The organism is Arthrobacter sp. CJ23, from assembly GCF_024741795.1.
Lineage (GTDB): Bacteria > Actinomycetota > Actinomycetes > Actinomycetales > Micrococcaceae > Arthrobacter.
Genome location: NZ_CP102950.1, coordinates 2051688 through 2076028 on the forward strand (window position 1 = coordinate 2051688; position 24341 = coordinate 2076028).

19 protein-coding genes are annotated in these 24341 nt (G+C 65.4%); 9 read left to right on the forward strand and 10 right to left on the reverse strand.

Annotated features, from left to right (window positions below; all coding sequences use genetic code 11):
• Window positions 1-18: 18 nt before the first annotated feature.
• Both NVV90_RS09125 and NVV90_RS09130 read right to left on the reverse strand, forming a co-directional pair.
• Window positions 19-1302 carry an MFS transporter gene (locus tag NVV90_RS09125; RefSeq protein ID WP_258440825.1) on the reverse strand — a complete coding sequence of 428 codons (1284 nt, stop codon included), beginning with the start codon at window positions 1300-1302 and terminating at the stop codon, window positions 19-21.
• Complete coding sequence (locus NVV90_RS09130) at window positions 1299-2591, reverse strand: rhodanese-like domain-containing protein (RefSeq protein ID WP_258440826.1); 1293 nt, start codon at window positions 2589-2591, stop codon at window positions 1299-1301. Before NVV90_RS09130 ends, NVV90_RS09125 begins: the two co-directional genes overlap by 4 nt.
• Before the next feature lie 104 nt (window positions 2592-2695).
• Between NVV90_RS09130 and NVV90_RS09135 the strand changes: the two genes are divergently transcribed.
• Window positions 2696-3367: a metalloregulator ArsR/SmtB family transcription factor gene (locus NVV90_RS09135; protein WP_258440827.1), complete on the forward strand. Its 672-nt coding sequence runs from the start codon at window positions 2696-2698 to the stop codon at window positions 3365-3367.
• Between the two features lie 241 nt (window positions 3368-3608).
• Here NVV90_RS09135 and NVV90_RS09140 read toward each other — a convergent pair whose 3' ends face one another.
• Together NVV90_RS09140 and NVV90_RS09145 are read right to left on the reverse strand one after the other, a co-directional pair.
• The gene (locus tag NVV90_RS09140; protein WP_258440828.1) at window positions 3609-4427 is read right to left on the reverse strand and encodes a methyltransferase domain-containing protein; all 819 of its coding nucleotides are present in this window, start codon (window positions 4425-4427) and stop codon (window positions 3609-3611) included.
• A gap of 114 nt (window positions 4428-4541) precedes the next feature.
• Window positions 4542-4844 carry a DUF4242 domain-containing protein gene (locus NVV90_RS09145; RefSeq protein ID WP_258440829.1) on the reverse strand — a complete coding sequence of 101 codons (303 nt, stop codon included), beginning with the start codon at window positions 4842-4844 and terminating at the stop codon, window positions 4542-4544.
• A gap of 122 nt (window positions 4845-4966) precedes the next feature.
• Here NVV90_RS09145 and NVV90_RS09150 point away from each other — a divergent pair, with 122 nt between their 5' ends.
• Genes NVV90_RS09150 through NVV90_RS09165 form a run of 4 tightly spaced genes read left to right on the forward strand, consistent with a single transcriptional unit; the run spans window position 4967 to window position 6318 of the window.
• Window positions 4967-5191, forward strand: a complete 225-nt coding sequence (locus NVV90_RS09150) for a hypothetical protein (protein WP_258440830.1) — start codon at window positions 4967-4969, stop codon at window positions 5189-5191.
• Entirely contained in the window at window positions 5115-5984 is an 870-nt protein-coding gene (locus NVV90_RS09155) for an AraC family transcriptional regulator (RefSeq protein ID WP_258441123.1), read from the forward strand. Before NVV90_RS09150 ends, NVV90_RS09155 begins: the two co-directional genes overlap by 77 nt.
• Before the next feature lie 5 nt (window positions 5985-5989).
• The gene (locus tag NVV90_RS09160) at window positions 5990-6154 is read left to right on the forward strand and encodes an FAD-dependent oxidoreductase (protein WP_258440831.1); all 165 of its coding nucleotides are present in this window, start codon (window positions 5990-5992) and stop codon (window positions 6152-6154) included.
• Window positions 6151-6318 (forward strand): hypothetical protein, encoded by a 168-nt coding sequence (locus NVV90_RS09165; RefSeq protein ID WP_258440832.1) that lies wholly within the window; start codon window positions 6151-6153, stop codon window positions 6316-6318. The genes NVV90_RS09160 and NVV90_RS09165 overlap by 4 nt, the downstream gene beginning before the upstream one ends.
• 27 nt (window positions 6319-6345) lie before the next feature.
• On the opposite strand, the gene NVV90_RS09170 is transcribed toward NVV90_RS09165, so the two are convergent.
• The 6 genes from NVV90_RS09170 to NVV90_RS09195 all read right to left on the reverse strand — a co-directional run bounded on the left by NVV90_RS09170 (window position 6346) and on the right by NVV90_RS09195 (window position 18491).
• Entirely contained in the window at window positions 6346-6762 is a 417-nt protein-coding gene (locus NVV90_RS09170) for a spore germination protein GerW family protein (RefSeq protein ID WP_258440833.1), read from the reverse strand.
• Window positions 6763-7824: 1062 nt separating this feature from the next.
• On the reverse strand, window positions 7825-9306 hold the full coding sequence (locus tag NVV90_RS09175) for an amidohydrolase family protein (protein ID WP_258440834.1): 1482 nt from the start codon (window positions 9304-9306) through the stop codon (window positions 7825-7827).
• Window positions 9307-10007: 701 nt separating this feature from the next.
• The gene (locus tag NVV90_RS09180; RefSeq protein WP_258440835.1) at window positions 10008-10850 is read right to left on the reverse strand and encodes an NAD(P)-dependent oxidoreductase; all 843 of its coding nucleotides are present in this window, start codon (window positions 10848-10850) and stop codon (window positions 10008-10010) included.
• A gap of 1860 nt (window positions 10851-12710) precedes the next feature.
• Entirely contained in the window at window positions 12711-14888 is a 2178-nt protein-coding gene (locus tag NVV90_RS09185; RefSeq protein WP_258440836.1) for an alpha-galactosidase, read from the reverse strand.
• 105 nt (window positions 14889-14993) lie between these two features.
• Window positions 14994-17399, reverse strand: coding sequence for a glycosyl hydrolase family 95 catalytic domain-containing protein (locus tag NVV90_RS09190; protein WP_258440837.1), 2406 nt, complete (start codon window positions 17397-17399; stop codon window positions 14994-14996).
• A 90-nt stretch (window positions 17400-17489) separates the two neighbouring features.
• Complete coding sequence (locus NVV90_RS09195; protein ID WP_258440838.1) at window positions 17490-18491, reverse strand: LacI family DNA-binding transcriptional regulator; 1002 nt, start codon at window positions 18489-18491, stop codon at window positions 17490-17492.
• Window positions 18492-18791: 300 nt separating this feature from the next.
• Here NVV90_RS09195 and NVV90_RS09200 point away from each other — a divergent pair, with 300 nt between their 5' ends.
• The 4 genes from NVV90_RS09200 to NVV90_RS09215 all read left to right on the forward strand — a co-directional run bounded on the left by NVV90_RS09200 (window position 18792) and on the right by NVV90_RS09215 (window position 24341).
• Complete coding sequence (locus NVV90_RS09200) at window positions 18792-20069, forward strand: ABC transporter substrate-binding protein (protein ID WP_258440839.1); 1278 nt, start codon at window positions 18792-18794, stop codon at window positions 20067-20069.
• A 68-nt stretch (window positions 20070-20137) separates the two neighbouring features.
• The gene (locus NVV90_RS09205; protein ID WP_258440840.1) at window positions 20138-21097 is read left to right on the forward strand and encodes a carbohydrate ABC transporter permease; all 960 of its coding nucleotides are present in this window, start codon (window positions 20138-20140) and stop codon (window positions 21095-21097) included.
• The gene (locus tag NVV90_RS09210) at window positions 21097-22002 is read left to right on the forward strand and encodes a carbohydrate ABC transporter permease (protein ID WP_258440841.1); all 906 of its coding nucleotides are present in this window, start codon (window positions 21097-21099) and stop codon (window positions 22000-22002) included. Before NVV90_RS09205 ends, NVV90_RS09210 begins: the two co-directional genes overlap by 1 nt.
• Window positions 22002-24341 carry a glycoside hydrolase family 3 N-terminal domain-containing protein gene (locus NVV90_RS09215; RefSeq protein ID WP_258440842.1) on the forward strand — a complete coding sequence of 780 codons (2340 nt, stop codon included), beginning with the start codon at window positions 22002-22004 and terminating at the stop codon, window positions 24339-24341. The genes NVV90_RS09210 and NVV90_RS09215 overlap by 1 nt, the downstream gene beginning before the upstream one ends.

The window sequence follows — 24341 nt, forward strand, 5'->3', positions numbered from 1 at the left end:
CAGCCGGGCTGTGTCCTGTCAGGACGCGGGGGGGTTGTGGTCGGTGCTGCGCATGCGGATGGCCACGAGCATGCCGGAGGCGGCGGTCAGGGCGGCGACGACGGCGACTGCGGCGGGGATGCCATAGGTGTCGGCGATGATCCCGGAGAGCAGGGCGCCGACGGCGAATCCGCCGTCGCGCCATAGCCGGTAGATCCCGATGGAGCGTGCGCGCCATTGCGGGTGGGCAACGTCGCCGATGGCGGCGAGGAGGGTGGGGTAGACCATGGCCGTTCCGAGGCCAAGGAAAACGGCGGCGGTCAGCCAGGTCCCGAAGTCGTGGCCGACGGCGATCATCGCCAGGGCGGCGGCCTGGACCAGCATGCCGCCGACGATCAGCCATTTGCGGCCGTATTTGTCCGACAGTGCCCCGGTGGCCAGTTGGCCGGCGCCCCAGACGGCGGGGTAGACGGCGGCCAGGATGCCGATTTTTTCGATGGTCAGTCCGGCGGCGGCGAACAGAACGGGGAAGAGTCCCCAGGCGAGTCCGTCGTTGAGGTTGTTGACCATGCCAGCCTGGCTGACCGAGGACAGTGATTTGTCCCGGAAGCTGGTCAGGGTGAAGATCTGCCGGTTGCTCAGCTGCCGGTGGGCGTCGGAGTGGGCGGAGACGTGGTTGGCTGCCTCCATCCGGGCATGGCTCCGGGTTTCCTTCACGGCGAAGACCGAGAGGCCGAGGCCCAGGGCGATATAGGCGGCGCCGAGCAGGAATGGTCCGGGCTGCAGCCCGTAGCTGGCGGCGATGTAGCCGGTGGCGAGGGCGGTCGCGGCGACGCCGAGGTATCCTGCTGCCTCGTTCAGTCCCATGGCCAGGCCCCGCTTGGACGGGCCGACGAGGTCCATTTTCATGATGATGGTGGTGGACCAGGTCAGCCCTTGGCTGATGCCCAGGATTACGTTGGCTGCGACGATCCAGCCCCAGGACGGCCCGAAGATCAGCAGGACTGGGACGGGCAGGGCGATGAGCCAGCCGGTGATCAGCACGGGTTTGCGGCCGTAGCGGTCCGAGAGGGTACCGGCGAAGTAGTTGGTGGCTGCCTTGGCCAAGCCGAAGGCCAGGATGTAAGTCAGCGCGGACGTGTAGAGGTCTAGGTGAAAGACCTGCCCGGCCAGCAGCGGCAGGACCGTGCGTTCCTGGCCCAGGGTGCCGCCGACGAGGGCGTTCACGGCGACCAGGAGCATGAACTGGGCCAGGTTCTGCCCCAGGCCCAGCGTGATCGTCTCCCGGGCGCCCGCTTTGCCGGTGGTTCCGTGCTTGCTCATCCGGCCGTGGCCAGATCCGGGCTGGTTTCGACGTCGCTGCCGGCTGCTCTCGCCCAGTCGCCGGGTCCGCCGTTGAAGACTGCGATGCCGGTGCGGCCGGACCCGGCGAGGATGCTCGCCCCGCCCATGGCGCGTTCGCCGTGGCCGCACATCACGATGACCGGACCTTTAGGGACAGCGGCGAGGTTGTCAGCGAGGTAGCCGAGTTCGATGTTGACCGCGCCCGGGACATGTCCGGCCGCATACTCGCCGCTCTGGCGGATGTCCAGTACCGTGTCCCCTTCCTGCAGCCGATCGATCATGTCGCCGGGCTCGAGCAGGGCCACGTTGCCCGTGCCCTCGGGGGAACGGACGATGACCACGGGCCGGTCCGGGGTGGCGAGCCATCCGAGCCAGGTTGCGAAGGCCGGGCGGAAAGGGATCGAGAGGGAGCCGGGGACGTGGCCGGCGGCGTAGTTTGCCGGCCGGCGGGCGTCAATGACCTGCGCGCCGTCGGCGATGAGCGTCCCGAGGGCGGCCGCGGACAGGGGCATCAGTCGGGGCTCCCCGTGCAGGATGGCCGGGCCGGCCTTGTTGATTTCGCCCAGGCGGAGGAAATAGTCGGGGAAGGTGCCCAGGCTGCCCAGCAGGGCATCGACGAAGGCGTCTTCGCCCTCGAGCTGGAGCAGCGGGTTGGTGGCGCGTTCGGTGCCGATGGTGGTGATCCGCTCACGGCTGCCGCCGGCGGAGCAGAAGGAACCGGCCCCGTGGGTGGGCCATACGGGGGTGCTGTCGGGGAATTCCATCAGCCGCTGCAGGGACCGGTACTGTGCCCGGGCCAGCGGTACCGTCATGTCCGGGCTGACCAGGTCGGTGCGGCCGGCGGTGCCCACCATCAGGGAGCCTCCGGTGAAAATCCCGGCCAGGTCCCCGCCGTCCAGCAGCAGGTAGGAGAGGTGCTCCGGGGAATGTCCTGGCGTGTGCAGGGCCTGCAGGGTGAACCGGCCCATGTCTACACGTTGCCCGTCGGCGAGTCCGGTGTGGGCGAAGCTGCGGGGCCCGACCTCGGGGGCCAGCACGGTCGCGCCCTCAACCGCGGCGAGTTCGGCGACGCCGGAGATGAAATCGGCGTGCAGATGGGTTTCCACAGCGTAGGCGATGCTCAGCCCGCGCCGGGAGGCCTCGGCACGAACCTGCCGCAGGTCCCGCTCGGGGTCCATGACGAGGGCGCGGCCGTCACCGAGGTCCAGCAAGTAGGTCGAGTTGCCCAGTCCCTCGTCCATGACGGGGATCAGATTAAAGGAGTCCATGGCTTGCCTTCCATGTCGGGCGGTAGGCTCGGCGGTGCGCTGGAATTCCACGAAAGCATGGAATAGTATTTGTTCCAGTATTACATGGATCTTTGGAGGAGCAAGTGGGAGACAAGACCAGGAAATCGGAACTCTTCGAGGAGTTCGCCCGGGTCGGCAAAGCCCTGGCCAACGGCAAGCGGCTGGAGCTGCTGGACCTGCTCAGCCAGGGGGAGCGGAGCGTCGAAACCCTCGCCTCCACCGCAGGGCTGGGGCTGAGCACTGCTTCGGCGCACCTGCAGACTCTTCGGCAGGGCGGACTGGTCACCACCCGGCGGGACGGCAACCGGATCCATTACGACCTTGCCGGCCCCGACATTCTGGCGCTTTACAGCCTGGTCCGATCCGTCGCGCAGGAGCACGTCGCCGACGTCGAAACCAAACGCGTCGCTTACCTGGGGCTGGGGTCCGGCCGGGCAGGCGGGGAAGAAATTACCCGCGAGGAACTCCTGGCCCGCGCCCGGGCAGGAACCGTGACGGTCCTCGATGTGCGCCCGGACGAGGAATACAGCGCCGCCCACATCCCCGGAGCCATCTCCATCCCGCTGGAGGAACTCAGCGGCCGGCTCTCCGAACTGCCCGGGGACCGGGAAATCGTGGCCTACTGCCGCGGCGCGTACTGCGTCCTGGCCTACGAAGCCGTGGACCTGCTGCACGCCGCCGGACGTCAGGCCCGGCGGCTCCACGAGGGAATGCTGGAATGGCGCCTCGGTGGCCTGGCCGTCGAAGCTTCCTAGCGAAGCCCCTGCCCGGTTCGACCATCTCGGGAGACCACAGTTCTGGAAGGGCCGGCCCTGCTATGGAGTGTCAGCAGAGGGCGAGGTAGGAAGCCCAGCCGCCACCGGCGCGACGCCACCACGCGGTTGCTGACGCTGTTGAGGCCAGCACGTCCTGCAGAATAGCTCCCCACCCAGAGAGCGCGCCGGCTCTGTGGGCACGGTTACCCGCTTTTCGGACAACATCGAGTCCAACGGCTAACTACTTCCGTGCGGTCGTCAGGACGATGCAGATGTCGTCCGTGATGGTCCCGTCTTTCGTGAACGTTCGCCATCCGGCCACGACATCGTGCTCCAACGCGGCGCGAGCCTCGTCGTCGATCTGTGCGACGGCCGCCGCCAACGGGGTGCTGTGGACGTATTGCCAGAGAAACTCCCTCGGCTCGGGCAGAGTCAGCGACAGAGTCTTCGACCGAACCTCGGCGTTGCGGAATCCGGCGCCGCTCGTCAGCTTCTCGAGCTCCTGTGGTTCGTACAGCGAGAACACCGCTCGTATGAAAGCGGCTACCTCGGGCTTGACGTGGCGCCCGAGCGCCTCCTCGAGAATCGCGAAGAGCGGCGGTGTCGGTCCGACCGTTGCAATGGCCAGGCGCCCTTCTGGAGCTAGAACGCGCCGCATCTCGCGCAGCGCCGACGCCTTGTCGGCCACGAACTGCAGGCCGAGCGAACTGAGCACGACATCGAAGGAGCCGTCGGCAAGCGGCAGCGATTCGGCATTGGCTTCGTGCCACTCGATCGCGGTGCCCGACGAGGGGGCCGACCGCGCAACCGCCAGCATTGCCTGATTGACGTCAAGCCCGGCGACGGCGCCCGTTGGGCCTACTTGCTGGGCTGCCAGACGGGTCACGACGCCTGTGCCGCACGCAATGTCGAGGACGCGCTCACCAACTTGCAGCCCGGCCGTGTCAAGCAGTGCGGTCGCGAATGGCGTTCCGATGGTCGGCACGAAGTACCGGTCGTAGTTCTCAGCCGCGTTGCCGCCGTATTGTCTGAACGAGACCGCTGAGGTCGATGTGCTCATGGCTTTCTCCTTCTCCGCAAAACCGTTCCTCGGCTTGCTCTTCATTGTTGTTGCGAGCGGTGATTCACTGAGGAGGACCTCTGGGTCCTTCCTGGTGGTGGATTGACGCAAGCTCTATGGGGTGATCGCAGCGAACTCGCGGATTCCCGACGGTTGCTGCATGAATGCCTGCGCCGCGTCAACCTCGTAGCACGTGTTGACGCTGAAGTCTCCGAGCGTCGTGTCCACGTGCCGTTGGATCGCCTCCACCGACGGATCCTCCCAGAGGCACGTCGCGCCGGTGCGGTCCCGAGCCGGGTAGAACTGCAGGCCGTGCACGCCGGGGGGCGCTCCTTCGTTCTTGATCAGATTCTCGCCTGCGCGAACGCCGCCGGCGTGTTCGTGAACCGATGCTGTGTGTCTACGTACATCTCGCACCTCTGGACTCTTCATTTTGTTGACGTTCATACTTGCTATAAGCAGTATCAGCTCGAGGCGGGACACCTGGCCATGACTGGTAAACCGGCAGTGTTGATCGAAACGCCAGAGTTTGCCGGGCGATGATCGAACCGATGCGCGCTCCGGTCGAGCCCCTCAAGGAAGCGTTGGAGGGCTTGCGCCTCGAAGGCGCCATCTTCCTTCGCGCCGAGTACACCGAGGGCTGGGCTTTGGAAGGCCAGGGCGGGCCGGTCTTCGCTGCGGTGATGCATCCCGGGGCGGAGCGGCTCATCCTTTTTCCACGTCGTCGCGTCCGGACGCTGCTGGGTTTCGCGCGCCGACGGTGAGCGGTATTGGGCAAGTGCCGGCGAGGTGATCATGCTCCCGTATGGCGACGCGTTCCTGATGGGTGGGGTGGAGCCTGTCGAGCCCGTCTCCATCCTCAGCGTCGTCTCCCCGCCTCCGTGGACCGAGATGCCGGTCGTCCGTCACGGCGGGGGCGGTCCGAGAACGGACGTCGTCTGCGGTTGCCTATATTCTGAGGATCCGCTGTTCGATCCTGCCCTGAAAGCGTTCCCCACTGCGTTCGTGGTCCGGCCGGCGCCCGGACCAGCACAGGCATGGTTCGACGCCAGCATCCACTATGCCATCGAGGAGTCGTCAGGACGGGGCGGGGGGCTTCAGTCGACCAAGCTGCCCGAGTTGCTGCTCGTCGAGGTTTTGCGGGCGCACCTCGCGAACGCTCCCGCGTCCGAGCGGGGCTGGCTCGCGGGGCTGCGTGATCCGCTGCTCGCGCCTGCGATGAAGGCCATCCATACGGCCCCCGAGCGCAAGTGGACGGTCGCCGATCTCGCCGTGGAAGCCTCGGTCTCTCGCTCGTCTCTGGATGATCGCTTTCGCAGCGTTCTGGGACTATCGCCGATCCGGTACGTCAGCGAATGGCGTATGCGCATCGCACACGATCTGCTCGCCACCACGGAAGTCACAGTCGCAGCGATCGCCAGGCGCGTCGGATACGGCTCCGAGGAGGCGTTCAGCCGGGCGTTCAAACGAGTACACGGGCAATCGCCGAGCCTGTGGCGCGCAGGCCGCCCGGGCGGACCGCAGTCGGAAGGAGGTCACCCGATCGTTGACGCGTAGACCTGGTGCCGATCTCTGACCTGGCGGCGAAAAGCGACTGCGCCAACCCTCAGCGCACCTGCGGTTCCTACGGCAGCCACGGGACCTGCACGGTCTGGAACAGCTGCGTGGACGGTGCCATCCGCTCGGGCCGTCGAGCTGCCGACGGGATCCTCGAGAAGCTCCCGTGACCAACGTCCCGGCGGTCGACGGTCCAGCTCTGGACATCGACGTGATGGTCGCCTCTGGGGCGGCGGTAGCAAGGCGCACCGCTGACCGCTTCATGAACTTGGGGGAGGAGCTGCCGCCGGACCGTACGATTGCCTTGATGTTGGACAGCGGCTTGGCCGGGTAGAGGCGTGAACTTGTGTGGACTCCGCTGCTAGGTGCGTCGTTTCCGCCGTGTGCGGATGATCTTCGGGGCGAGGGCTACGGCTAGTGCAGCCAATGGAACGATGACATCCGTCCAGTGGCGCCGGATCGGCTTGTATGTCGCAGTCCCGTCCCGGATCTCGATGAAGCCGAGTGGCCAGGACCCGACGCCGCCTCCACCCCCACCGCCCTCGCCGGTCTTGTCGGAGCGGATCTCACGGCCAGAGCCGCCGCCGAACCCGAAGCCGACGCGGGCGACAGGGATGACGGTGACGCCTGCGCCGGTGATCGGCTCGCCGTAGACGGCGGCCACTGAGGCCCTCGCGCCGAGCTTATCGGCCAGACGCTCCAGAAGGATGGTGGGGGCGTGTGCTGCGGTGAGGTCCGGGACCTGACGGGCCGCGGTAGTCTCCTCGGGATGGTTCATAGGGTCTCCTAGCGGGTCCGCTCGGCGGTGCTGAGTATGAGGGGCGGCTGCAGCGAAGTGGGACGTTTCGGGGAAGATGAGCTCGGAATGGTGAATCCCACGGCGGTGACTTTGGGGGAATTCAAGGGTGGCTGCACGACTCTTTGCGGTTCTTCCCGAGCCTAGCCCGCCAACAGGCCTCGTCAAGGATTTTCTGAGCGAGGCCTTTTGCTTCCAGAGGACGGATGTGTCTGTCCCCGGTGGAAGGGGGCGCCTTAGGGACGTTAGAAATCTGACAAGGACGTGCATGGCCGGGCGTCCATCCCTTGACAAGACTGTCGCCAAGGGAACTTGTTTCAATTATCTATTTGAATATGAAAGGGAAGGTGGTGGCCATGGCCACCATCCAGACCCCAAGGGCAGCAGTCCCGCGTCCGAACAGGCGCCGCACTCATGACGTTGGCTGGCCTGGCCTTCGTGGACTACGCCGCAATCTTCTTCACTCTCAACTTCACGGACGCGTTCCTGGAGCTAGGCCCCGAGCAAGTGGACAAAGGGAAGGCCGAGATCGAAGCGTTCAGCCCGGAGCTATACCACTACATCAGCACTGTCATTTCTACCGGTACGCGATGGCTGAGGATGCCACCCACATCAGTCCTGTGCACGCGGTCACCCGCCCGAGAGCGAACGCGGACCACAGTTCGACGCAGGGACTCACCTGCGCACAGTCACGACGCCGGGTACCGCGCACTGAGCATCCAGCGCAAGGGTGGCAAGACCGCCATGGTCGCGGTTCCAGCTCCTGCCGTCGAAGCGCTTAACCGTTGCCTGGACACCAACGGCGCTGATCTGGTTCGGGGCATGGCCCGGGAGCTACCCCGCCGCTGTTCACCAGGCGAAGCCAGGGCCGCTGCCCAGGCCGGCAACGGTGACGGTACTTCACAGGAACGGCCTCCGAACCCAATTCAACCCAAAAACTGGTAGCAAACGACGAGACTGATGTGCAGCTTGGTTCGATCGCATACGGTGGCGCGCTCGCCTTCAGATGCGTCGGGCCGCGCATCCCGAGCAAGAAAGTTTCCATCATCGGGGGTCTCCCTTGAGTGCGCGGCCGGGGAACGCGTCCGTCAGCATGAGACCGCCCCGTACGACGGCTGTACCGCCGACGAAGAGATGGCGCACGCCGACGGACGGACGTGTGGAATCGAGGTAACTTGCGGTGTCGGAGAACCGCTCCGGCTCGATCACGACGATGTCGGCGTCTGCACCGATACCGATGTGGCCCTTGGTCCGTGCGCCGGATGCTGCATCATCGAGAACGCGCGCCGGCAAGTAGGAACAGCGCCGGAACGCCTCGAGCCAGCTCCAGGCGCCGGTCTCGCGCACCATCATGCGAATCGAACGGGCAAACGTTCCTGCCGTGCGAGGGTGGGTGGCGCCGCCGGCCGGCAGCGGCCATTGAAGGGATTCGCGAACCTCGCCGACCCACCCGACGGGCATGGCATCGCTCGCGACGATGGCATCGGGAAAGGCGAGGGCGCTCTGAAGCAGGGCCTGGTCGCTCGGATCCTCTTCGCTGAGGAACGCAACTATGCATTCGGCGGCCGGGTCTGTCCGGCGAATCTCGCTCAGGCGCGCGGCATCCGCAACCCGTTCACCGGTGCTGACGATCATGATATCGCTCGGCTTGATGCCCCAGGCGCCGAGACGTTCCGGAGCGAGGAAGAATGCGCCGACCCCGGTGCTACCCGCGCCGTAGGGGTAGGTCTCCAGGGTGACGCGGTTTCCCTCGGCCTGAGAGCGTTCGAGCATGCCGAGCACACGGTCAATGTGGCGGCGGGAGGTGCTGTTGACGTGGCAGTGATGCATGGCCGCGCCGGTCTCGGCGGCGGCAATCATGATCTCTGCAGAGCCGTCGATCGGTGTCGTCGGGTCGGCCTCAATCAGTTCACGCACGTGGGTGAACGTGGGAGCGTTCGCTGCGGCCGCGAGACGCGCGACCGCAAGGAACTCCGCCGGAGCGGTGCGCGGCGCATAGCCGAGCAGGATGCCGATTCCGAGAGCGCCGTCTGCGATCTCTGTCTCGAGCTGCGCGAGCCAGGTGTTCAACTCACGCGGGCTCGAACTGCGCTGCCACTCTGGCTTGGCGAGTAAGCCGAGCGCGTTGTGCACATCGGCGACCGGTGCCTCGCCTAGGTGAGCAAAGGCGCGCGCCTGCGCCCAGGAGGCCGAAAAGCCGTAGTTGAGGGGGCGGCCCTCGCGGGCAGCATTGGCCATCGCCGCAGTGACGGGGGCCAGCCCAGCTTCGAGGTCAAGTGCCGTTGTCACTCCGTCCATCGCCTGCAGGCGCTGCCCGGCGATCGAATGAACGTGGCTGTGGAGGTCAACGAAGCCCGGGCCGACTATGCATCCGCTGACGTCGATGACCGCGGCCCCCTCGGTCTCGGCGGGGGACAGCTGGGCCCCTGCCGCGACTATACGGCCGTTCTCGATGAGGAGGTCGCCGATGTCGTCGTCTCCGGTGCCGGGGTCGATGACCCGTCCGCCCTTCAGAAGTGTGCGCATTGAGCCAGCTTGGCAGATTGCGGATGCCTGCCAATTGGTCATTCCGACAATCGGCACCCGGTGACATCGTCCGGTTGAACCACAACGAGCCTGCCAGTGACCAGTCTCACTCCTACGGGGCCCAGTTCAGCAGCCCCAGCACCTCAGAGGAGCCGGTCAGGCAAACCGCCCCACCTTCTCTGAGCATCCTGTGGCACCCGTCCCTAGTAGGGACGTGAATCGATCCGGGAACGGCGTCTAGGATCCCGTCAATACCGTTGCGGTATGACTTACTGGATCTGGCCAGTCTCTCGGTTGAGGACAACGGACACTCTGACCACGGAACATGGTTGGATTCAATCAGCTCGCCGGACGCCAGGCGCCTTTCCCCCATAGCCCAGCGTGACCGGGCTGGTCGCTGAAATGACGCCGGCCAGCCTGAGAAAGTCATCTATGCAACGGTCTCCGAACTCGCGGACACCGCGGAGTTGGAGGATTTGGGGGGCTGTGCACAATGTGCACACTTTGGGCTTCGGACTGGGTCGTAATAGGTCGGATCGGGCCGAATTCCGCATGTTTCCGGGGGAGCCCAGTGTTTGCAGGGGCTGGAACTCTGGCAGACCCACGGTGTTCTGTCCATTGTCGTGTGCTCTTCAACAATGAAGAGCGGGGCCTGTTGATCGTCGCTTACCGCAAATACGCTGAACCAACCTCACCGAGTCTTATGAAGTGCGCCAGGTGTATTCGGGCTCGAAGCCAAGCAGCCGCTTGGCTTTGTCGATGGAGAGCATGGTCTCGTGCTTGCCCAGTTCCTTGGTCACGTTCACGCCGGGGAAGACCTCTGCGGCCAGGCTGGCACTGGAACGGCTCATGACTGTGTCCGCGTTGGCGATGATGAACGCATCGAACCCGGGCTTGCCGTTTTCGAGGGCCCGCGCCACCGCCTGCGCGCCATCCCTGCCATCGATGTACCCCCACAGGTTCCACTTACGCAACCTGGCATCGGCGTCAAATGACGGGAACTGTTCGTAATCCTCCACGTCCATGACATTGGAGAAGCGCAGCCCCACAATGCTCAGCTCGGGGTCCCAACGCGTCAGCTCGACGGCCATCTGCTCCTCCAGATGCTTCACCAACGAATACGTGCTTTCCGGGCGGGCAGGGTATTCCTCGTCCACCGGGATATAGGGAGGGTCGACATCGAACGGCAGGCCCAACACTGTCTCGCTGGAGGCGTAAACCACCTTCTTGATGCCGGCCCGGCGGGCTGCCTGGAACACGTTGTACGTGGAGAGCATGTTGTTCTCAAACGTTGCAGCATCCGGGACGATGCCGGGCGCGGGAATGGCACCCAGATGCACCACGGCATCGAAGCCGCTATGCCGGTCATCCAGCCCCATGAACACGTCCAGCACCTGGCCGTAGTCACGTAGGTCCACGATCACCAGACCAGGGCTCCTCTCGCCCGCACGGTCCAGGTTCAACACGTGATGCCGGTCGTCCGTGAGCCGGCGTACCACGTGCCGCCCCAGCTTTCCGCTTCCACCGGTCACTGCAATTCTCATCAATACTCCCTCGATATGCTTCTGCGGTTCGGACTGAACCCCTTCAGTATGGCCACTGAGGTCAGGCCTCTCTACAAGCCTGATCCGGTCCAACGGCGTTGAATCCAACCTCCATCATGCGCGCCCACGCGCCGGAACCCGACGAAAACGAGCGCAAGCGCCTCAGCAGCGTCATCGACTTTGCCGGAACTAACGGGCAATGCCAGCTATGGGCTGGGTTCGTACTCTCCAGACGCATTCGGGCCGCTTCGGCAGTCCGGAGCTCCCGCCGGTATGCAGAGCGTCCGCAATGATCAGGGAATGAAGATGCTGGAATCGCAAGGCAATGGTCGTAATCCACTGAACGGACCATCCGCGTACGTGCTCTTCCACCTCCAACTCTGCCGTTCATAATCTTGCGGACGAAGCTCCCGGTTTGTAGCGGCCAACCGTCGTTTGGGCTGGCGGCTTGTTTGAGCGAAGAAAATCCCCCGGGCGCATCATAGTCGCCACCGTCGAAGTCGCCGGTCCCGAGCACCTCGGCCTCGACGAGCTCATTCGCAAGGGTCTCAGCTCCAAGGCGACCCCGCGAGGTCGTCACCGACCCCACCGCGCGCTACTTCTACGCCCTGCTCGAAGATCGCGAACTGCTACCCGGTAATGAAGCGACCATTTTTGACACCCGCTTCGAAGAATGGCTGAACCAGCAGTAGCCGGGCACGGCGGGGTGTCCTTCGCAGAGGACGCTGGAGGGCACCCCGTTCCCCGCTGCGCACCTTTTTCGGTGTAACGCAATACTTTCTGAAAGCACATCCGCGACGCGATCTCACGCGGCGAAACCCCAGACGGCGCCGCCGTCCTGTCCGCCTGGCGGGACAACGAGCCGGTCCCAGCCGTTGCTTCCAGCACAGATGGACGATCTTGTACAAACTGCTGAGGGTTCGGATCACCGCCCGGTGCCGGAGTGAGGACCGGTCGGTCAATGCCTCGCGTCACCCATCGCAGCGTATCGTTCAGCGCAGCGTTGGGCGGTGGGCCAGGCACAGTTGAATAGTCCGGCGGCCCGGAACGCGGGCCTTCCTCCTCCCAGCAGGTATACTGCCCCTCCACCGTTGACATCTGATCTGTTAGCGCTAACAATAGTCATGTGAGCGTTCACATACCAGATCGGATCGGTGATTGAGATGATGTCTCGCACACTCGCACATTCCCGCCACATGCGGCGATACGTCTCCGAAGGCTGCTTTGTCCGTATCGGGACCATCGGCGTCGTAACAGTGGATCAAGCGCCGGACCAGCTGGGCTTCTTCGCGGTGCACGACCTCAGCGGCCAGACACACATAGTGAACATCGCAGATTTAATGTTCTCCGGCTTCTGAGTGGCGGGATCCCTGTCCCGGCCTCGCCAGGGTGCGGAATATCGATGAAGATAGCCTCCCTACCCTGCCAGGGCGATTTGCAATGACTGCGCAGTGCCCATCAGGAACCCCAACCGTTGATCCGCCGCCGGACGCGGATCTGCTTCTCCAACAGATCGCCGGTGCGGACCGCCAGGAACAACTCGCAGTCGTGCAACCCGAGCTCGTCATACGGCAGAGTACGGTCGGAGTTTCGCGAAACCCAGGCGCTGTGAGCCGCGCGATCCTCGGAATGGACGCAGAGGACTGACCAGACCGGCCGGCCTTCCACCGACTGACCGGGCTCGGGCAGAATCGGCGCTGTCCCGCACCCACAGACTTGCCCGCACCCGTCAGATACTCGACCCATTCGGCCATCTCCTGGACCGTGCCTGACCCTATGTTGCCGTAGGCGTCGGCCCCGGGCAACTCGCAATGGGACATGAACTCATGAGTACCGAAAGCGTGCGCGCACGGCGGACGGTCAGCCGTCGACGCGGACCAGTCGCAACACGAGCGCCCGGTCCGGCTGGAAGGTCAGCAGGTCGAGACCCGCCTCCCGGAGAAGGCTCCCCGAGTAGGATGGCGCCTCGGCGTCGGAGTCGAGACCGGCGGTCTGGTCCAGCCAGTATGGGCTCAGCCACCAGGGGCCGAGCGAGTCGGGGCGAGCGGACTCGACGCGGTACCGCGCCTCCGCCAAAAGCCCTGGCAGGCGGACTCGACGTCGCGAATCCGCGGACAGCGCCGGCGTGACGATTGTGTAGATGGCCTCCGAGCCGTCGGCGGCCACGACACCGCGCAGGGCCGGTGCGTCAGGGTCGAAGTCGCCGTCGGCGACGACGCGGCCGGTGCTGATGAGTTCCCGATGCTCCTGATATGCCGAGATCCACCGGGAAAGGATGACCGCCTCCGCGTCTTCCAGCTCTCGGATGTCCCATTCAATGCCGAAATGACCGAGGAACGCGATCGCGCAGCGGGTGTGCAAATCACTGGTGCGCCCGGTGACCGAGGAGACGGCTGAGGCAACGTGAGAGCCGAGCATCTCGGGCGGGACGAGGAGCCCGGTCCAGCGGAGCATTCGGGATCGGTCGAGGGGGTCATGATTGTCGGAGGTGTGCACGCGGTCGGTGCGCTCCAGGATTCCGAGGTCGACGCGGCCGCCTCCCGACGCGCAACTCTCGATCTCGAGCTCCGGGTGTCGCTGGCGCAGCTCATCGATCAGCTCGTACACAGCGAGGGTTTGATCGTGCACGGCCGGCGCTCCCGTCACCGGGTGGCCCGCGTCGATCAGGTCGCGGTTATGGTCCCACTTGAGGTAGGTCACGCCGTGGTCCGTGACCAGGCCGTCGAGAACCCCGAGAATGTGCTTGAAGGCGTCCGGATTGCTCAGATCGAGGACCTGCTGGTAGCGGAAACGTGGCGGCAGTTCGGCGCCCGCCTTGAGGATCCAGTCGGGGTGCGCGCGGGCGAGGTCGGAGTCCTCATTGATCATCTCGGGCTCCACCCACAGGCCGAACTCCATCCCGAGGCCTCGGACGTGCTCCGCGAGCGGGGCGAGACCGTCCGGCCACGACGCCGGGTCCGGGATCCAATCGCCCAAACCGGCGGTGTCGTCCCTTCGGCCCAGGAACCAGCCGTCGTCGAGCACGAAGCGCTCCACTCCGAGGCTGGCGGCGCGCGTCGCGAGCTCTGCCAGAGTGTCGAAGTCCTGGTCGAAGTACACAGCCTCCCACACGTTGAGCGTGACGGGGCGTGGACGACGCGAAGAACGTGAGCGCTCCCGCAAGAAGCCGTGGTACCGGGCGGCGGCCGCATCCAGGCCCACCCCGAAGCTGCCGTAAACCCAAGGGGACGCGTAGCGCTCACCCCTTGCAAGGCGCACTTCACCGGGCAGGAGGAGTTCGCCGCCGCGGAAGGCCAAATGCCCGTCGCTCCGCTCGACGGCGTGCTCGTGGTTACCGCCGATGCCGACATGGCAGAGCCACACACAGCCGGCGCTTGCGTCGAAGCCTGGCGTCCCGATGGCGACGACCGTCGTTGCGTCCAGGCCGGTGCGGCCGCGGCGGGACTCGCGGGTATGGGTCCCGAAGACGACGGGGTGACGCTGCGGGATCTTCTCGGTGGCCCAGCGGCCTGAGAAATCCAGTATTTCGCGCGCATCGGTCGGCACGCGCAGGGCTGGGTTCACGCCGACTATTTCGAGGTGTTCGTGTGCATCGCTGTCATTGCGCACGCTCACCCGTGTCCGAAGCAGGCCAGAAGAGGAGAGATCGATCTCCAGATCGATTCCGATTCCGGCCCACTCGTCGTTCGCATGGATGCTTACAAAGCCGCTCTCCCGCTGCACCACGGCGCCTTCGGCGAGCGTCTCGCCGTCCACGGCGACCGAGACCACGTCCAGCCGGGGTGACCACGCGGCGCCTGCGCGGTGGGCCCTGATGCCGGGAAGGCCGCCCCACCCGTGGGAGTGCTCGGGCAGGATGCCGGGCTCGTATGGGACGTCAGATAGCCCGTCCATGCCTGTGCGGACGCTGGTTCCGGCGTATTCGATGAGGTCGCGGTCACTCGCGTTGATCCGAGGACCCCAGTGCGCAATCACGGGCAGCGCACCTGCCGTTTGAGTGAGGAGAACGGACACGTTATCAGTGGTGAGGTGGATCACCCGGGGGAATGGCATAGAGACATTCATACCGTCAATCGCGGTGCTAGTAAAGTCAGAGATCGATATCTGACGCGAAGCGGAGCCCCTATGACGGTGATCCAGTTCCTAGTGGTCCAGCCATTCCAGCTCGACGCGAACCGGGCGCTCGCCGATGTTGAGCCGGACGCCCTTCATCGGCTCACCGTCAACGCGGATTGCCGCGGCGCGGGGGAGCCGCATCCGCGTCCCTTCCGACGGTGCCAGCCATCCGGCTCCAGGAAGTCGACGCACCGTGAAGGAGGCACCTTCCGGCTCCCAGTCAAGACGATCGACGGCGAGGCCCCCGCGTGCGCGCAGTCCCGTCACGCTGCCGAGCGGCCATGCGGTGGGTACCGCCGGCAGCACCGACAGCGAGTCGGTACTGGACCCGAGCAGCATCGAGGCAACGAGGCCTGGAAGACCTCCGCTGGCGTCCAGGTTGAAAATCCTGCCCGCATCGTGCGTTGTTGTCAGGGTCGGGCTCCAGTGCTCAATCGCGAGCCAGTTGACGCAGGTTTCGGCCGCTGCTGCATCCCCGAGCGCCGCAGCGGCCATCCCGACTTGGACGAGGCCGAATGCCATCTCCATCCGTCCAGGCGGCGCGGTGGGCGCCTCAGCACGCCACGCGATCTTGTTCCTCACGGTCGCAGAGGCGGCTGCACGCAATCGCGTCGCCTCCTCGCCGTCGCCGTCAAAGGCCGGATCGATCTCGTACCACAGCGGGTAAAGCTGGGAGGCGTGGCGGTGCGCGATGTTCTCGTTCCACTGCGGGTCGAGCCACTCGGCGAGAGCGCCGTCGGCTGCGACGCGATAGGGCGGCAGCCCGCGCAGGGCACGTGACCATCGTGCATCCAGGGAGCCGTCGCCGCGGGCTCGGCCGAGCAGCGCAGTCGCCCGGGCGGCATCGCGGAGAATGGCGACGTCGATCGTCGCGTCCGTCGCGAGGGGGACCCGGGCGCCTCCCGGTGTGTTCTCGGGCGAATAGGAAGGAACAATTCTGCGGACGCCGTCGACATTAAGCAGTGCAGTCTCGGCAAAACGGAGGACTCCTTCGGCCAGTTCCCACACCCTGTCATCGACGATCGATCGGTCGCCGGTAGTGGCGACCGCGTCGGCTACGATCCGCAGAACCCAGCCACCGCAACCTGTCCAGAACAGGTGGGGGTATTGCTCGGCGAAATGGTCGGCGCGGCCGTGCGTCGACATCCGCGACGGTAACAACATTCCCTCGGCACCGAAGACGAGGCGTGCGTTATCGCGGTAGTCGTCGAGGTGCGGAAGTACGAGGTTAAGGAGCGACAGGGCAAGCTCAGGGGTGCCCGTCGGAGTCATGCCGGCCATCGCGCCGTTCTGCACGTTACCGTTCAGGGTGTAGTCGGCCGACCAGGCGGGCCGCCAGGTGCCCTGCCAGACACCCTGCAGGGTCGGTGGAAGCTCGCCCGTGGAGGCGATGATGTTCGCCCGGCCGCTCAAGTACGCTGCCTCGACCACGCGGCGGCGCGCGCCCTCGTCGCCCGTGCGGGCCTTCGCCCAAAGATCCTCGGTTCGTGTCTTGGACGAGGCGCCCTGCAGATTGAGCATCGACGCGCCGATCAGGGGGCAACGCGCTTCCCGCTGCTCGTTGCGGACTGTGTCCCACGACGAGGGCACGCCGCTGGCCGCTTCAGCCCTGTGCGGGGTGGTCGGCAGCGCGAGGTCCAGCCGGATCAGCCGCGACGCCCCGGGCCCGGTCTGGACGCTGGAGCGTGTGACGTCTCCATCGACCTGCCACGGTGTCCCCGTTACTGCCGTGACGGCAGCGCGGATGGCAGTCGATCCATGGCCCGCGTCGGCCACGAGTGAGCCGCGGGCCCCACCCTCGACACTTGAGCTGACCGCGGCGGAGGCGTCGGGAACCCCGGTGTCAAAGGACGTTGGCGCGCCGGCACCCAGACCTAGCTCGACGATGCTTGTGCTCTCGGATTCCGATTCGAGCGCAAGCACGACAGACTCGCCACCGTGCGGGGCGATGAGCCGGAGTGCGTGCCGCCCGAGTTCAAGGTCGGTCCACTCAACGGCGACCTCGCCAAGAAGCGGATCGATGGTCCGCCGCAATTCGGCGACGCCGCCGGGGGTGCGGATGGTGAGCGTCGCGCAGAGACCGAGCGGGTCGGTCCAGATCAGGCCGTCGCCGTACCCGCTTGCGCGGGCTCCCTCGCTGAGCGCGGCGCCTGCGACGTCGGCATCGCCAGAGAGGAGCGCGTCCCGCAGCCGCTCCCTCACGGGAGCAAGGTCGGGTGCGTCAGGCCGCGGATTCACGGGGAGGAAGTAGCGCTCGTGCGCGAGGGAAATGGTGATCGCGTCGGCCGGACCGTATGCCACGGCGCCGACCCGGCCGCTGCCAACGATGAGTCCCTCTTCCCAGGAGGGGGCTTCGGTGGCCGTCACAAAGACGGGCCCCTCTTTCGCGGGGGACGCGGAGGACGCAGGGGCAGCGGGGGAAAGGTCAGTCATCGTCATCCTTGGTGTGCTGGGGGATCGCTACGCAGTTGTCTCGGAAAATCGAAACTTGTGCAAGCTCCGCTTTCGCAGGGCGTGCCCTCGTTATGCCGACTCTCGCTGGACGAGCGTGGTGCTAAGAATGGGCCGCCGGTCGACGTCGCGCCCTTGCAGGACCGCGAGGATCGTCTCTGCTGCGACGCGCCCCATATCCTCCAGCGGCTGACGAACCGTGGTGAGTGTTGGATCCATGGTGGTCGCTATGGAGACGTCGTCGAAGCCGATCACGGCGACGTCGGACGGGACATCCCGACCAGCGGCCTGGAGGACCCGAATCGCTCCGCTCGCCATCAGGTCGGAGGAAGCGAAGACGCCGTCGAGGTCTGGGTGTCGCTTGAGGAGGCGCGCCATCGCGGCCGAACCGCTCACAAGGGTGAACTCGCCATGCACGATCGGGCTGTCGTCGATGCCGTGCTCCGCGAGCTCGTCGCGCCAGCCCCTGATGCGCTCGCGGGCTGGCTCCATATCGTTTGGGCCGGCGATGATGCCCAGCCGTCGCCGTCCGGCGTCGACCAGCGCCCTCGCGGCGAGCCTGCCGCCGCCATAGTTGTCCGAGTCGATGACTATCGCGTCGGGAGCAAGAGCGACGCGGGGGCGCCCAACCCACGCGATCGGCACGGGGGAGTCGACGAGCGCCCGCGCGAGATGGGTGATCTCGTGCTGAAGGATGACGATCGCACCGTCTATCGCCCCCGAGCGCAGAAACCGTGGGATGCGGTCGCCTTCTTCGTGGTCGGCCGGCAACAGGACGGGTTGGACCTCGCCGGCGTAAAGGCCCTTCGCGGCGCCCTTGAGCACCGACGTGAAGAACGTGCCTGTCAGGCTGTCCAACTCGTTGAAGGCGACAATGAGCGCAATTGCCCCCGCGCGTCCGCCTCGCAGCACACGGGCGGCGCTGTTGGCCTCATAGCCCAGCTCCTTGGCGGCGCGCTCGACAGCCGCTGCCATCCTGACGTCGACTTTCGTCTCGCCCGCAAGTACCCGCGCAGCCGTGGCGCGGGACACGCCCGCTATTTTGGCAACGTCCACCAGGGTGGGTCTTGGCATTGTGCATCCTTCTGAAGGGTCGTCGACTATTGGCCTCGGTCCTTGGCGGGAGGCCAGGGCACCAGACTTCGATCTCTAGGCTCCCACGAGAACGAGAACCCGTCAGCGAAATCCGTCCCCTTGGCAAAACTTTGTTGTCTAACAGTATAGAGATCGATGCTCCGGTGAGTAATTCTTTTGCACGGATTGCTATTGCCTGATGCTGAACAGCAGGCTACCGTTGTGGCCAGAGATCGTTCTCTCACTCGGAGTCTGAAGGCTCTGACATCCCTTGCAAGTCCCCAACGAAGAGGAATTGTCGTGAAAAGAAGCTTGACGGCGATAGTCGCCACAGCAGCAGCACTTGCCGTCGCACTGACCGGATGCTCGTCATCTGGCGGAGGCGGTGCCAAATCGGGCGACCCGAATGCCGAGGTCTCCTTCTGGTCCTTCACCGGGATCAACGCAAAAGACAGCGTCAACGAGTACGCCAAGAAGGCGCCCGACGCCAAGGTCAAACTGACCGAGGTGGGCAGCACCACCGAGACTGCCACGGCCCTCACCGCCGCGCTGGCCGGGGGCAAGGTCCCCGACCTCGTCATGATCCAGAATGACGACTTGCCCAAGTTCGTCGAGAACAGCTCCAACTTCCTTGACCTGCGCACCCTCGGCGGCGACAAAATTGCCGACGACTACCTCGGCTGGGCAGCCGGCGCTGCGACCGCGACGGACGGCTCCGTCATCGGCATCCCGACGGACGTCGGAGGACTGGGCTTCGCGTACCGTGCCGATCTCTTCGAGAAGGCCGGTCTGCCGACAAAGCCTGACGAGGTCGCTGCCATGTGGAAGGACTGGCCCTCGTTCATCGCAATGGGCCGGAAGTACACGGCCGCCACTGGTAAGCCGTTCGTCGACAATATCGAGACCAGCGTCTTCTTCTCGACCGTCAACCAGGTCAGCGAGAAGTACTATTCGCCCGACGGCAAGCTCGTCTACGACACGAACCCCCAGGTGAAAGACGCATTCGACGTCGCCGTCCAAACCCATGACGCCGGCATCAGTGCGGGTATAGCGGCCTGGTCCTCAGGCTGGGCTCCAGGCCGTGCGAACGGTGCCTTCGCCGTCACCATCGCTCCCTCATGGATACTCAAGGGCATCAAGACCGACGCCCCCAACACCGCGGGCACGTGGCGCATCGCCAGCGTGCCCGGCGTCGGCGGCAACTGGGGTGGCAGCGTTATTGCCATCCCGGCCCGCGCCGAGCACCCCGAGGCCGCCTGGCAGTACATCAAGACGATGATGTCGGCCGAAGGTCAAACGGACCACTTCACGCAGTCGGGCACCTTCCCGGCGGCAACCTCCGCCGTCGCAAGCCAGTCAGTCCTCGACTACACGGACCCGTTCTTCGGAGATTCGAAGATCGGCAAGGTCATGGCCACTTCCGTCCAGAAGTTCCCGTCGTTTTACAACGGCCCCGACACGACTCCGATCAACGGTGGGCTCCTCAACACGCTCGTCCAGCTGGAATCCGGCGGCGTCACCTCCGACAAAGCCTGGACGACCGCCCTTGACACGGCTAAGCAGGCCATCGGCGGCTGACCGTCCCACCCACCCGAGTGGCCCGGCGTGGACAGCGCCGGGCCGCCCCCTTCGACGGAGGTACCCCTGTGTCAACGGCGACAGCCACTCTCTCCCGCAAGCAGCGTAAAGGCCCGATTCAGAAAGCCACGCGGATCCGCAACTCGCTCTCCGAGCGCATCGCTCCCTACGCGTACGTTGCGCCCTTCTTCATCATCTTCATCGTCTTCGGACTTTTCCCCCTCCTCTTTACCTTCTACGTCTCGCTGTTCGACTGGAACCCCATAGGAAAGCAGACTTTCGTCGGGCTCAGGAACTTTGAGCAGCTCTTCGCCGACGGACGGTTCTGGAATGCGCTCCTGAACACGTTCGGGATCTTCCTGATCTCGACGATCCCGCAGCTGCTTCTCGCGCTCTTCCTCGCGCACTTGCTCAACCATGCGCGTCTGCGCTGGGCGAACTTCTTTCGCATGGCGCTGCTGGTTCCGTACATCACTTCCGTCGCGGCGACCGCGATCGTCTTCGCTCAGATCTTCGACAAGAACTTCGGCTTCATCAACTGGGTCCTGGGGCTGTTCGGGCTCCCGTCGGTGAACTTCCTTGCGACCAACTACGGCTCCTGGATCCTTATCTCGGCGATGGTCATGTGGCGCTGGTTCGGGTACAACACGCTGCTTTACCTGGCTGGTTTGCAGTCGATGCCGCGTGAGATGTTCGAGGCGGCCTCCGTGGACGGCGCCTCGAGCTGGCAGCAGTTCCGGCACCTGACGATCCCGTCGCTGCGCCCCATCATCGTCTTCAGTGTCATCATGTCGACCATCGGCGGGCTGCAAATCTTCACGGAGCCGCTCCTCGTAGCGCCCGAATCGGGCCTCACTTGCGGTGCGGGCCGGCAGTGCCAGACTCTCGCTCTCTTTCTTTACGAGCAGGGCTTCGGCCTCTTCAAGTTCGGTTACGGTTCCGCGATCGGCGTCGTCTTGTTCGTGATCGTCGTCCTCGTATCGCTCCTCAACTTCTTCCTGTCCACCCGTACGAGAAAGGCCAGCTGATGTCCGATGTGATCGATGAGGTTGTCCCGCAGCGGGTGGCCGCACGCGAAGTGAAGCCGGCCCGCCTCCCCAAGCGTCGCGGCAAAGGCGGCGGAGTCAGTCGGCGCGTGTACGTGTTCCTGGCCCTCGCCGTCGTCGTCTCTGTGTTCCCGCTGTACTACATGTTTGTCATCGCGTCCGCGGGAGCCACCGCCGTGACTTCGATCCCGCCGCGTATGTACCCGGGCACGCAATTCTTCGAGGTCGCCGCGAAGGTGTTCGACACCGTCCCCTTCTTCGCCTCGCTGGTCAACAGCGTGTTCGTCTCGCTCACGATCGCCGTCGTATCCGCCATCATGTGCGCGATGGCGGGCTTCGCGTTCGCCAAGCTTCAGTTCCCCGGCCGGAATCTGTTGTTCCTCATCGTCCTGCTGACAATGACCGTCCCTGCGCAGCTCAGTGTGATCCCGCAGTATTTGATCGTGTCCGGGCTTGACTGGGTCGACACTCTGCAAGCAATCATCGTGCCTGGGCTGGCCAGCGCGTTCGGTATCTTCTGGATGCGCCAACACATGGCGACCACCGTCAGTGACGAGCTCATCCAGTCCGCCCGCATTGACGGTGCCAATTCGTGGCAGATGTTCTGGGGGATCGCATTCCCGGTGGTGCGTCCGGCGGCGTTCGTGCTCGGCCTGATTACGTTCACCGGGGTGTGGAACGACTTCATGTGGCCGTTCATTGTCCTGAAATCGCCGGAGTTGTTCACCGTGCAGATCGCACTCAAGCAACTCCAGGCCAACCGTACGATCGATGTGGCTCTCGCCATGGGTGGTTCCTTCCTGGCTACCCTGCCGCTGCTGATCGTGTTCTTCTTCGTCGGCCGGCGCATGGTGTCGGGGATCATGGATGGGGCGTTCAAGGGCTGATGCCGCACAACATCTCAAGCACAACCGCATTGCCCGAGACCGCACTAACGGATATGCCCAGCCAACAAGGCTGGCGGGACCGGTCGCTCCCTCCCGGGGAACGCGCCCGCCTTCTCACCGCCGAACTGACCCTGGAAGAGAAGGCGGCCCAACTCGGATCCGTCTGGCTTACCGATTCAGCAGACGATTTCGCGCCAAAACTGGAGGGCGGTCCCGAGACCTCAGCCGATCCCTTCAAAGACGGGCTCGGCCAGCTTACCCGCGTCTTCGGCACGGAACCGGTCACCGTCGCGGAGGGAGTGCGCCGCCTGCGCGAGCTGCAGGAGCGGGTCGTTGCCGGCAACCGCCTCGGCATTCCAGCCATCGCACACGAAGAGTGCCTCACCGGGCTTGCGGCCTATGGCGCGACCGCCTTCCCGACGCCACTCGCCTGGGCGGCGACGTTCGACGAGGATCTGGTGCGCCAGATGGCGGAAGCGATCGGCTCCGACATGCGCGCGCTCGGCATTCACCAGGGACTTGCCCCCGTGGTCGATGTGGTGAAGGACTACCGCTGGGGCCGCGTTGAAGAGACCCTCGGCGAAGACCCCTACGTCGTTTCGCAGCTCGGTGCCGCCTATGTCGCGGGACTGGAGAGCACGGGGATCATTTCGACGCTGAAGCACTTTGCCGGGTACGCGGCGTCCCGCGGTGCCCGCAACCACGGCCCCGTCAGCATGGGTGCGCGCGAGTTCGCCGACACCGTGCTGCCGCCATTTGAGGCCGCACTGCGGCACGGAGGCGCCCGCAGTGTCATGACGTCCTATACAGATATCGACGGGGTGCCGAGCAGCTCAAACCGGCACCTGCTGACAACGTTGCTGCGCGATCGTTGGGGCTTCGAGGGCACCGTGGTGGCCGACTACTGGGCCGTGCCGTTCCTCTCTGCGATGCATCACGTCGCGGTCGACGCGGCCGACGCGGGCCGGCTTGCTCTAGGCGCAGGAGTCGACGTCGAACTGCCGCAGACAGCTTCGTATGGCGAGTTGCCGCGCATGATCCGAGAGGGCATAGTCGACGAGCGCGACCTCGACCGCTCGGTGCAGCGCCACCTCCGGCACAAGTTCGAGGCGGGACTGTTCGATGACGCGCCGCTTGTCCCGGTCGATGCCGAAAGCGTCGACCTCGACAGCAGTCGCAATCGGGAGATCTCCTCGCGCATCGCCGAGGAGTCGGTAGTGCTGTTGCGCGACGAGGATGCGCTGGCGCTTCTCAGTACCGGGAACATCGCGGTCCTCGGCCCGGCGGCTGACCAATTCCGCAGCCTCGTCGGATGCTACGCGTTCCCCAACCATGTGCTTTCGAAACACCCTGGGCACGACCTCGGCATCAAGATTCAGACGGTGCTGGCCGCTATCCGCGAAGAGTTCGGAGCGGACCGGGTGCGATTCGAGACCGGTGGTGAAATCACTTCCGATGACTCCGACGCCGTCTCCGCCGCTGTTGCGCTCGCTCGCGACAGTGACGTGGCGGTGGTGGTAGTCGGAGACATTGCCGGGCTGTTCGGCGACGGTACCTCAGGCGAAGGCTGCGACGCCGCGGACCTTCGGTTGCCCGGCGGGCAGGACGCGCTCGCCACCGCCGTCCTCGACACGGGGGTGCCGACTGTCCTGGTCGTGTTGTCCGGTCGCCCGTATGCCCTTGGCAACTACGGGAAAGCGCGCGCCATCGTCCAGGCTTTCTTCCCCGGAGCCGACGGCGCCGCCGCGGTTGCCGGAGTACTCTCCGGTCGCGTCCCGGCAACAGGACGCCTGCCCGTGCAGATCCCGCGCTATCCCTACGCCTCGACGACGTACCTGCAGCCGGCGCTCGGGCTCTCGAACCCCGGGATCACCGCTCTGGACAACGCGCCGCTGTACCCGTTCGGGTTCGGGCTCACCCGGGGCGCGATCGTCTACGAAACAATCACCGCGGCCGCGAACCTCAGCACTGATGGCTCGCTCGACGCGGCCGTGACGATACGCAACGGCGGCGATGACACCGTAGAGGTCGTCCAGCTCTACGCGGCCTTCCCGTCGGCGCCGGTTGTTCGCCCGGCCGCACAGCTTATCGGGTACGCGCGGATCCCTATCCGGTCCGGTGAAACGCGGACCGTCTCCTTCCACGTAGATGCCGCCCGGCTCGCGATCACCGGCGAAGACGGGACGCTCGGAGTGGACCCCGGCCCGCTGCGGCTCATCGCCGGCCCGTCGGCTGCCGAGGCCCCGGTGACGGCTGAGGTGACAATCATCGGCGAGCGGCGATTGCTTGCAGAGCGCGCGCTGCGCACACCATGGTCCATCGCCGTCCCGATCAGCTAG

Coding starts and splice junctions, on each gene's coding strand:
- NVV90_RS09125 (WP_258440825.1), bottom strand. CDS start 1,302: ATGAGCAAGCACGGAACCACCGGCAAAGCGGGCGCCCGGGAGACGATC.
- NVV90_RS09130 (WP_258440826.1), bottom strand. CDS start 2,591: ATGGACTCCTTTAATCTGATCCCCGTCATGGACGAGGGACTGGGCAAC.
- NVV90_RS09140 (WP_258440828.1), bottom strand. CDS start 4,427: ATGAGCACATCGACCTCAGCGGTCTCGTTCAGACAATACGGCGGCAAC.
- NVV90_RS09150 (WP_258440830.1), top strand. CDS start 4,967: ATGATCGAACCGATGCGCGCTCCGGTCGAGCCCCTCAAGGAAGCGTTG.
- NVV90_RS09170 (WP_258440833.1), bottom strand. CDS start 6,762: ATGAACCATCCCGAGGAGACTACCGCGGCCCGTCAGGTCCCGGACCTC.
- NVV90_RS09175 (WP_258440834.1), bottom strand. CDS start 9,306: ATGCGCACACTTCTGAAGGGCGGACGGGTCATCGACCCCGGCACCGGA.
- NVV90_RS09180 (WP_258440835.1), bottom strand. CDS start 10,850: ATGAGAATTGCAGTGACCGGTGGAAGCGGAAAGCTGGGGCGGCACGTG.
- NVV90_RS09190 (WP_258440837.1), bottom strand. CDS start 17,399: ATGACTGACCTTTCCCCCGCTGCCCCTGCGTCCTCCGCGTCCCCCGCG.
- NVV90_RS09195 (WP_258440838.1), bottom strand. CDS start 18,491: ATGCCAAGACCCACCCTGGTGGACGTTGCCAAAATAGCGGGCGTGTCC.
- NVV90_RS09210 (WP_258440841.1), top strand. CDS start 21,097: ATGTCCGATGTGATCGATGAGGTTGTCCCGCAGCGGGTGGCCGCACGC.
- NVV90_RS09215 (WP_258440842.1), top strand. CDS start 22,002: ATGCCGCACAACATCTCAAGCACAACCGCATTGCCCGAGACCGCACTA.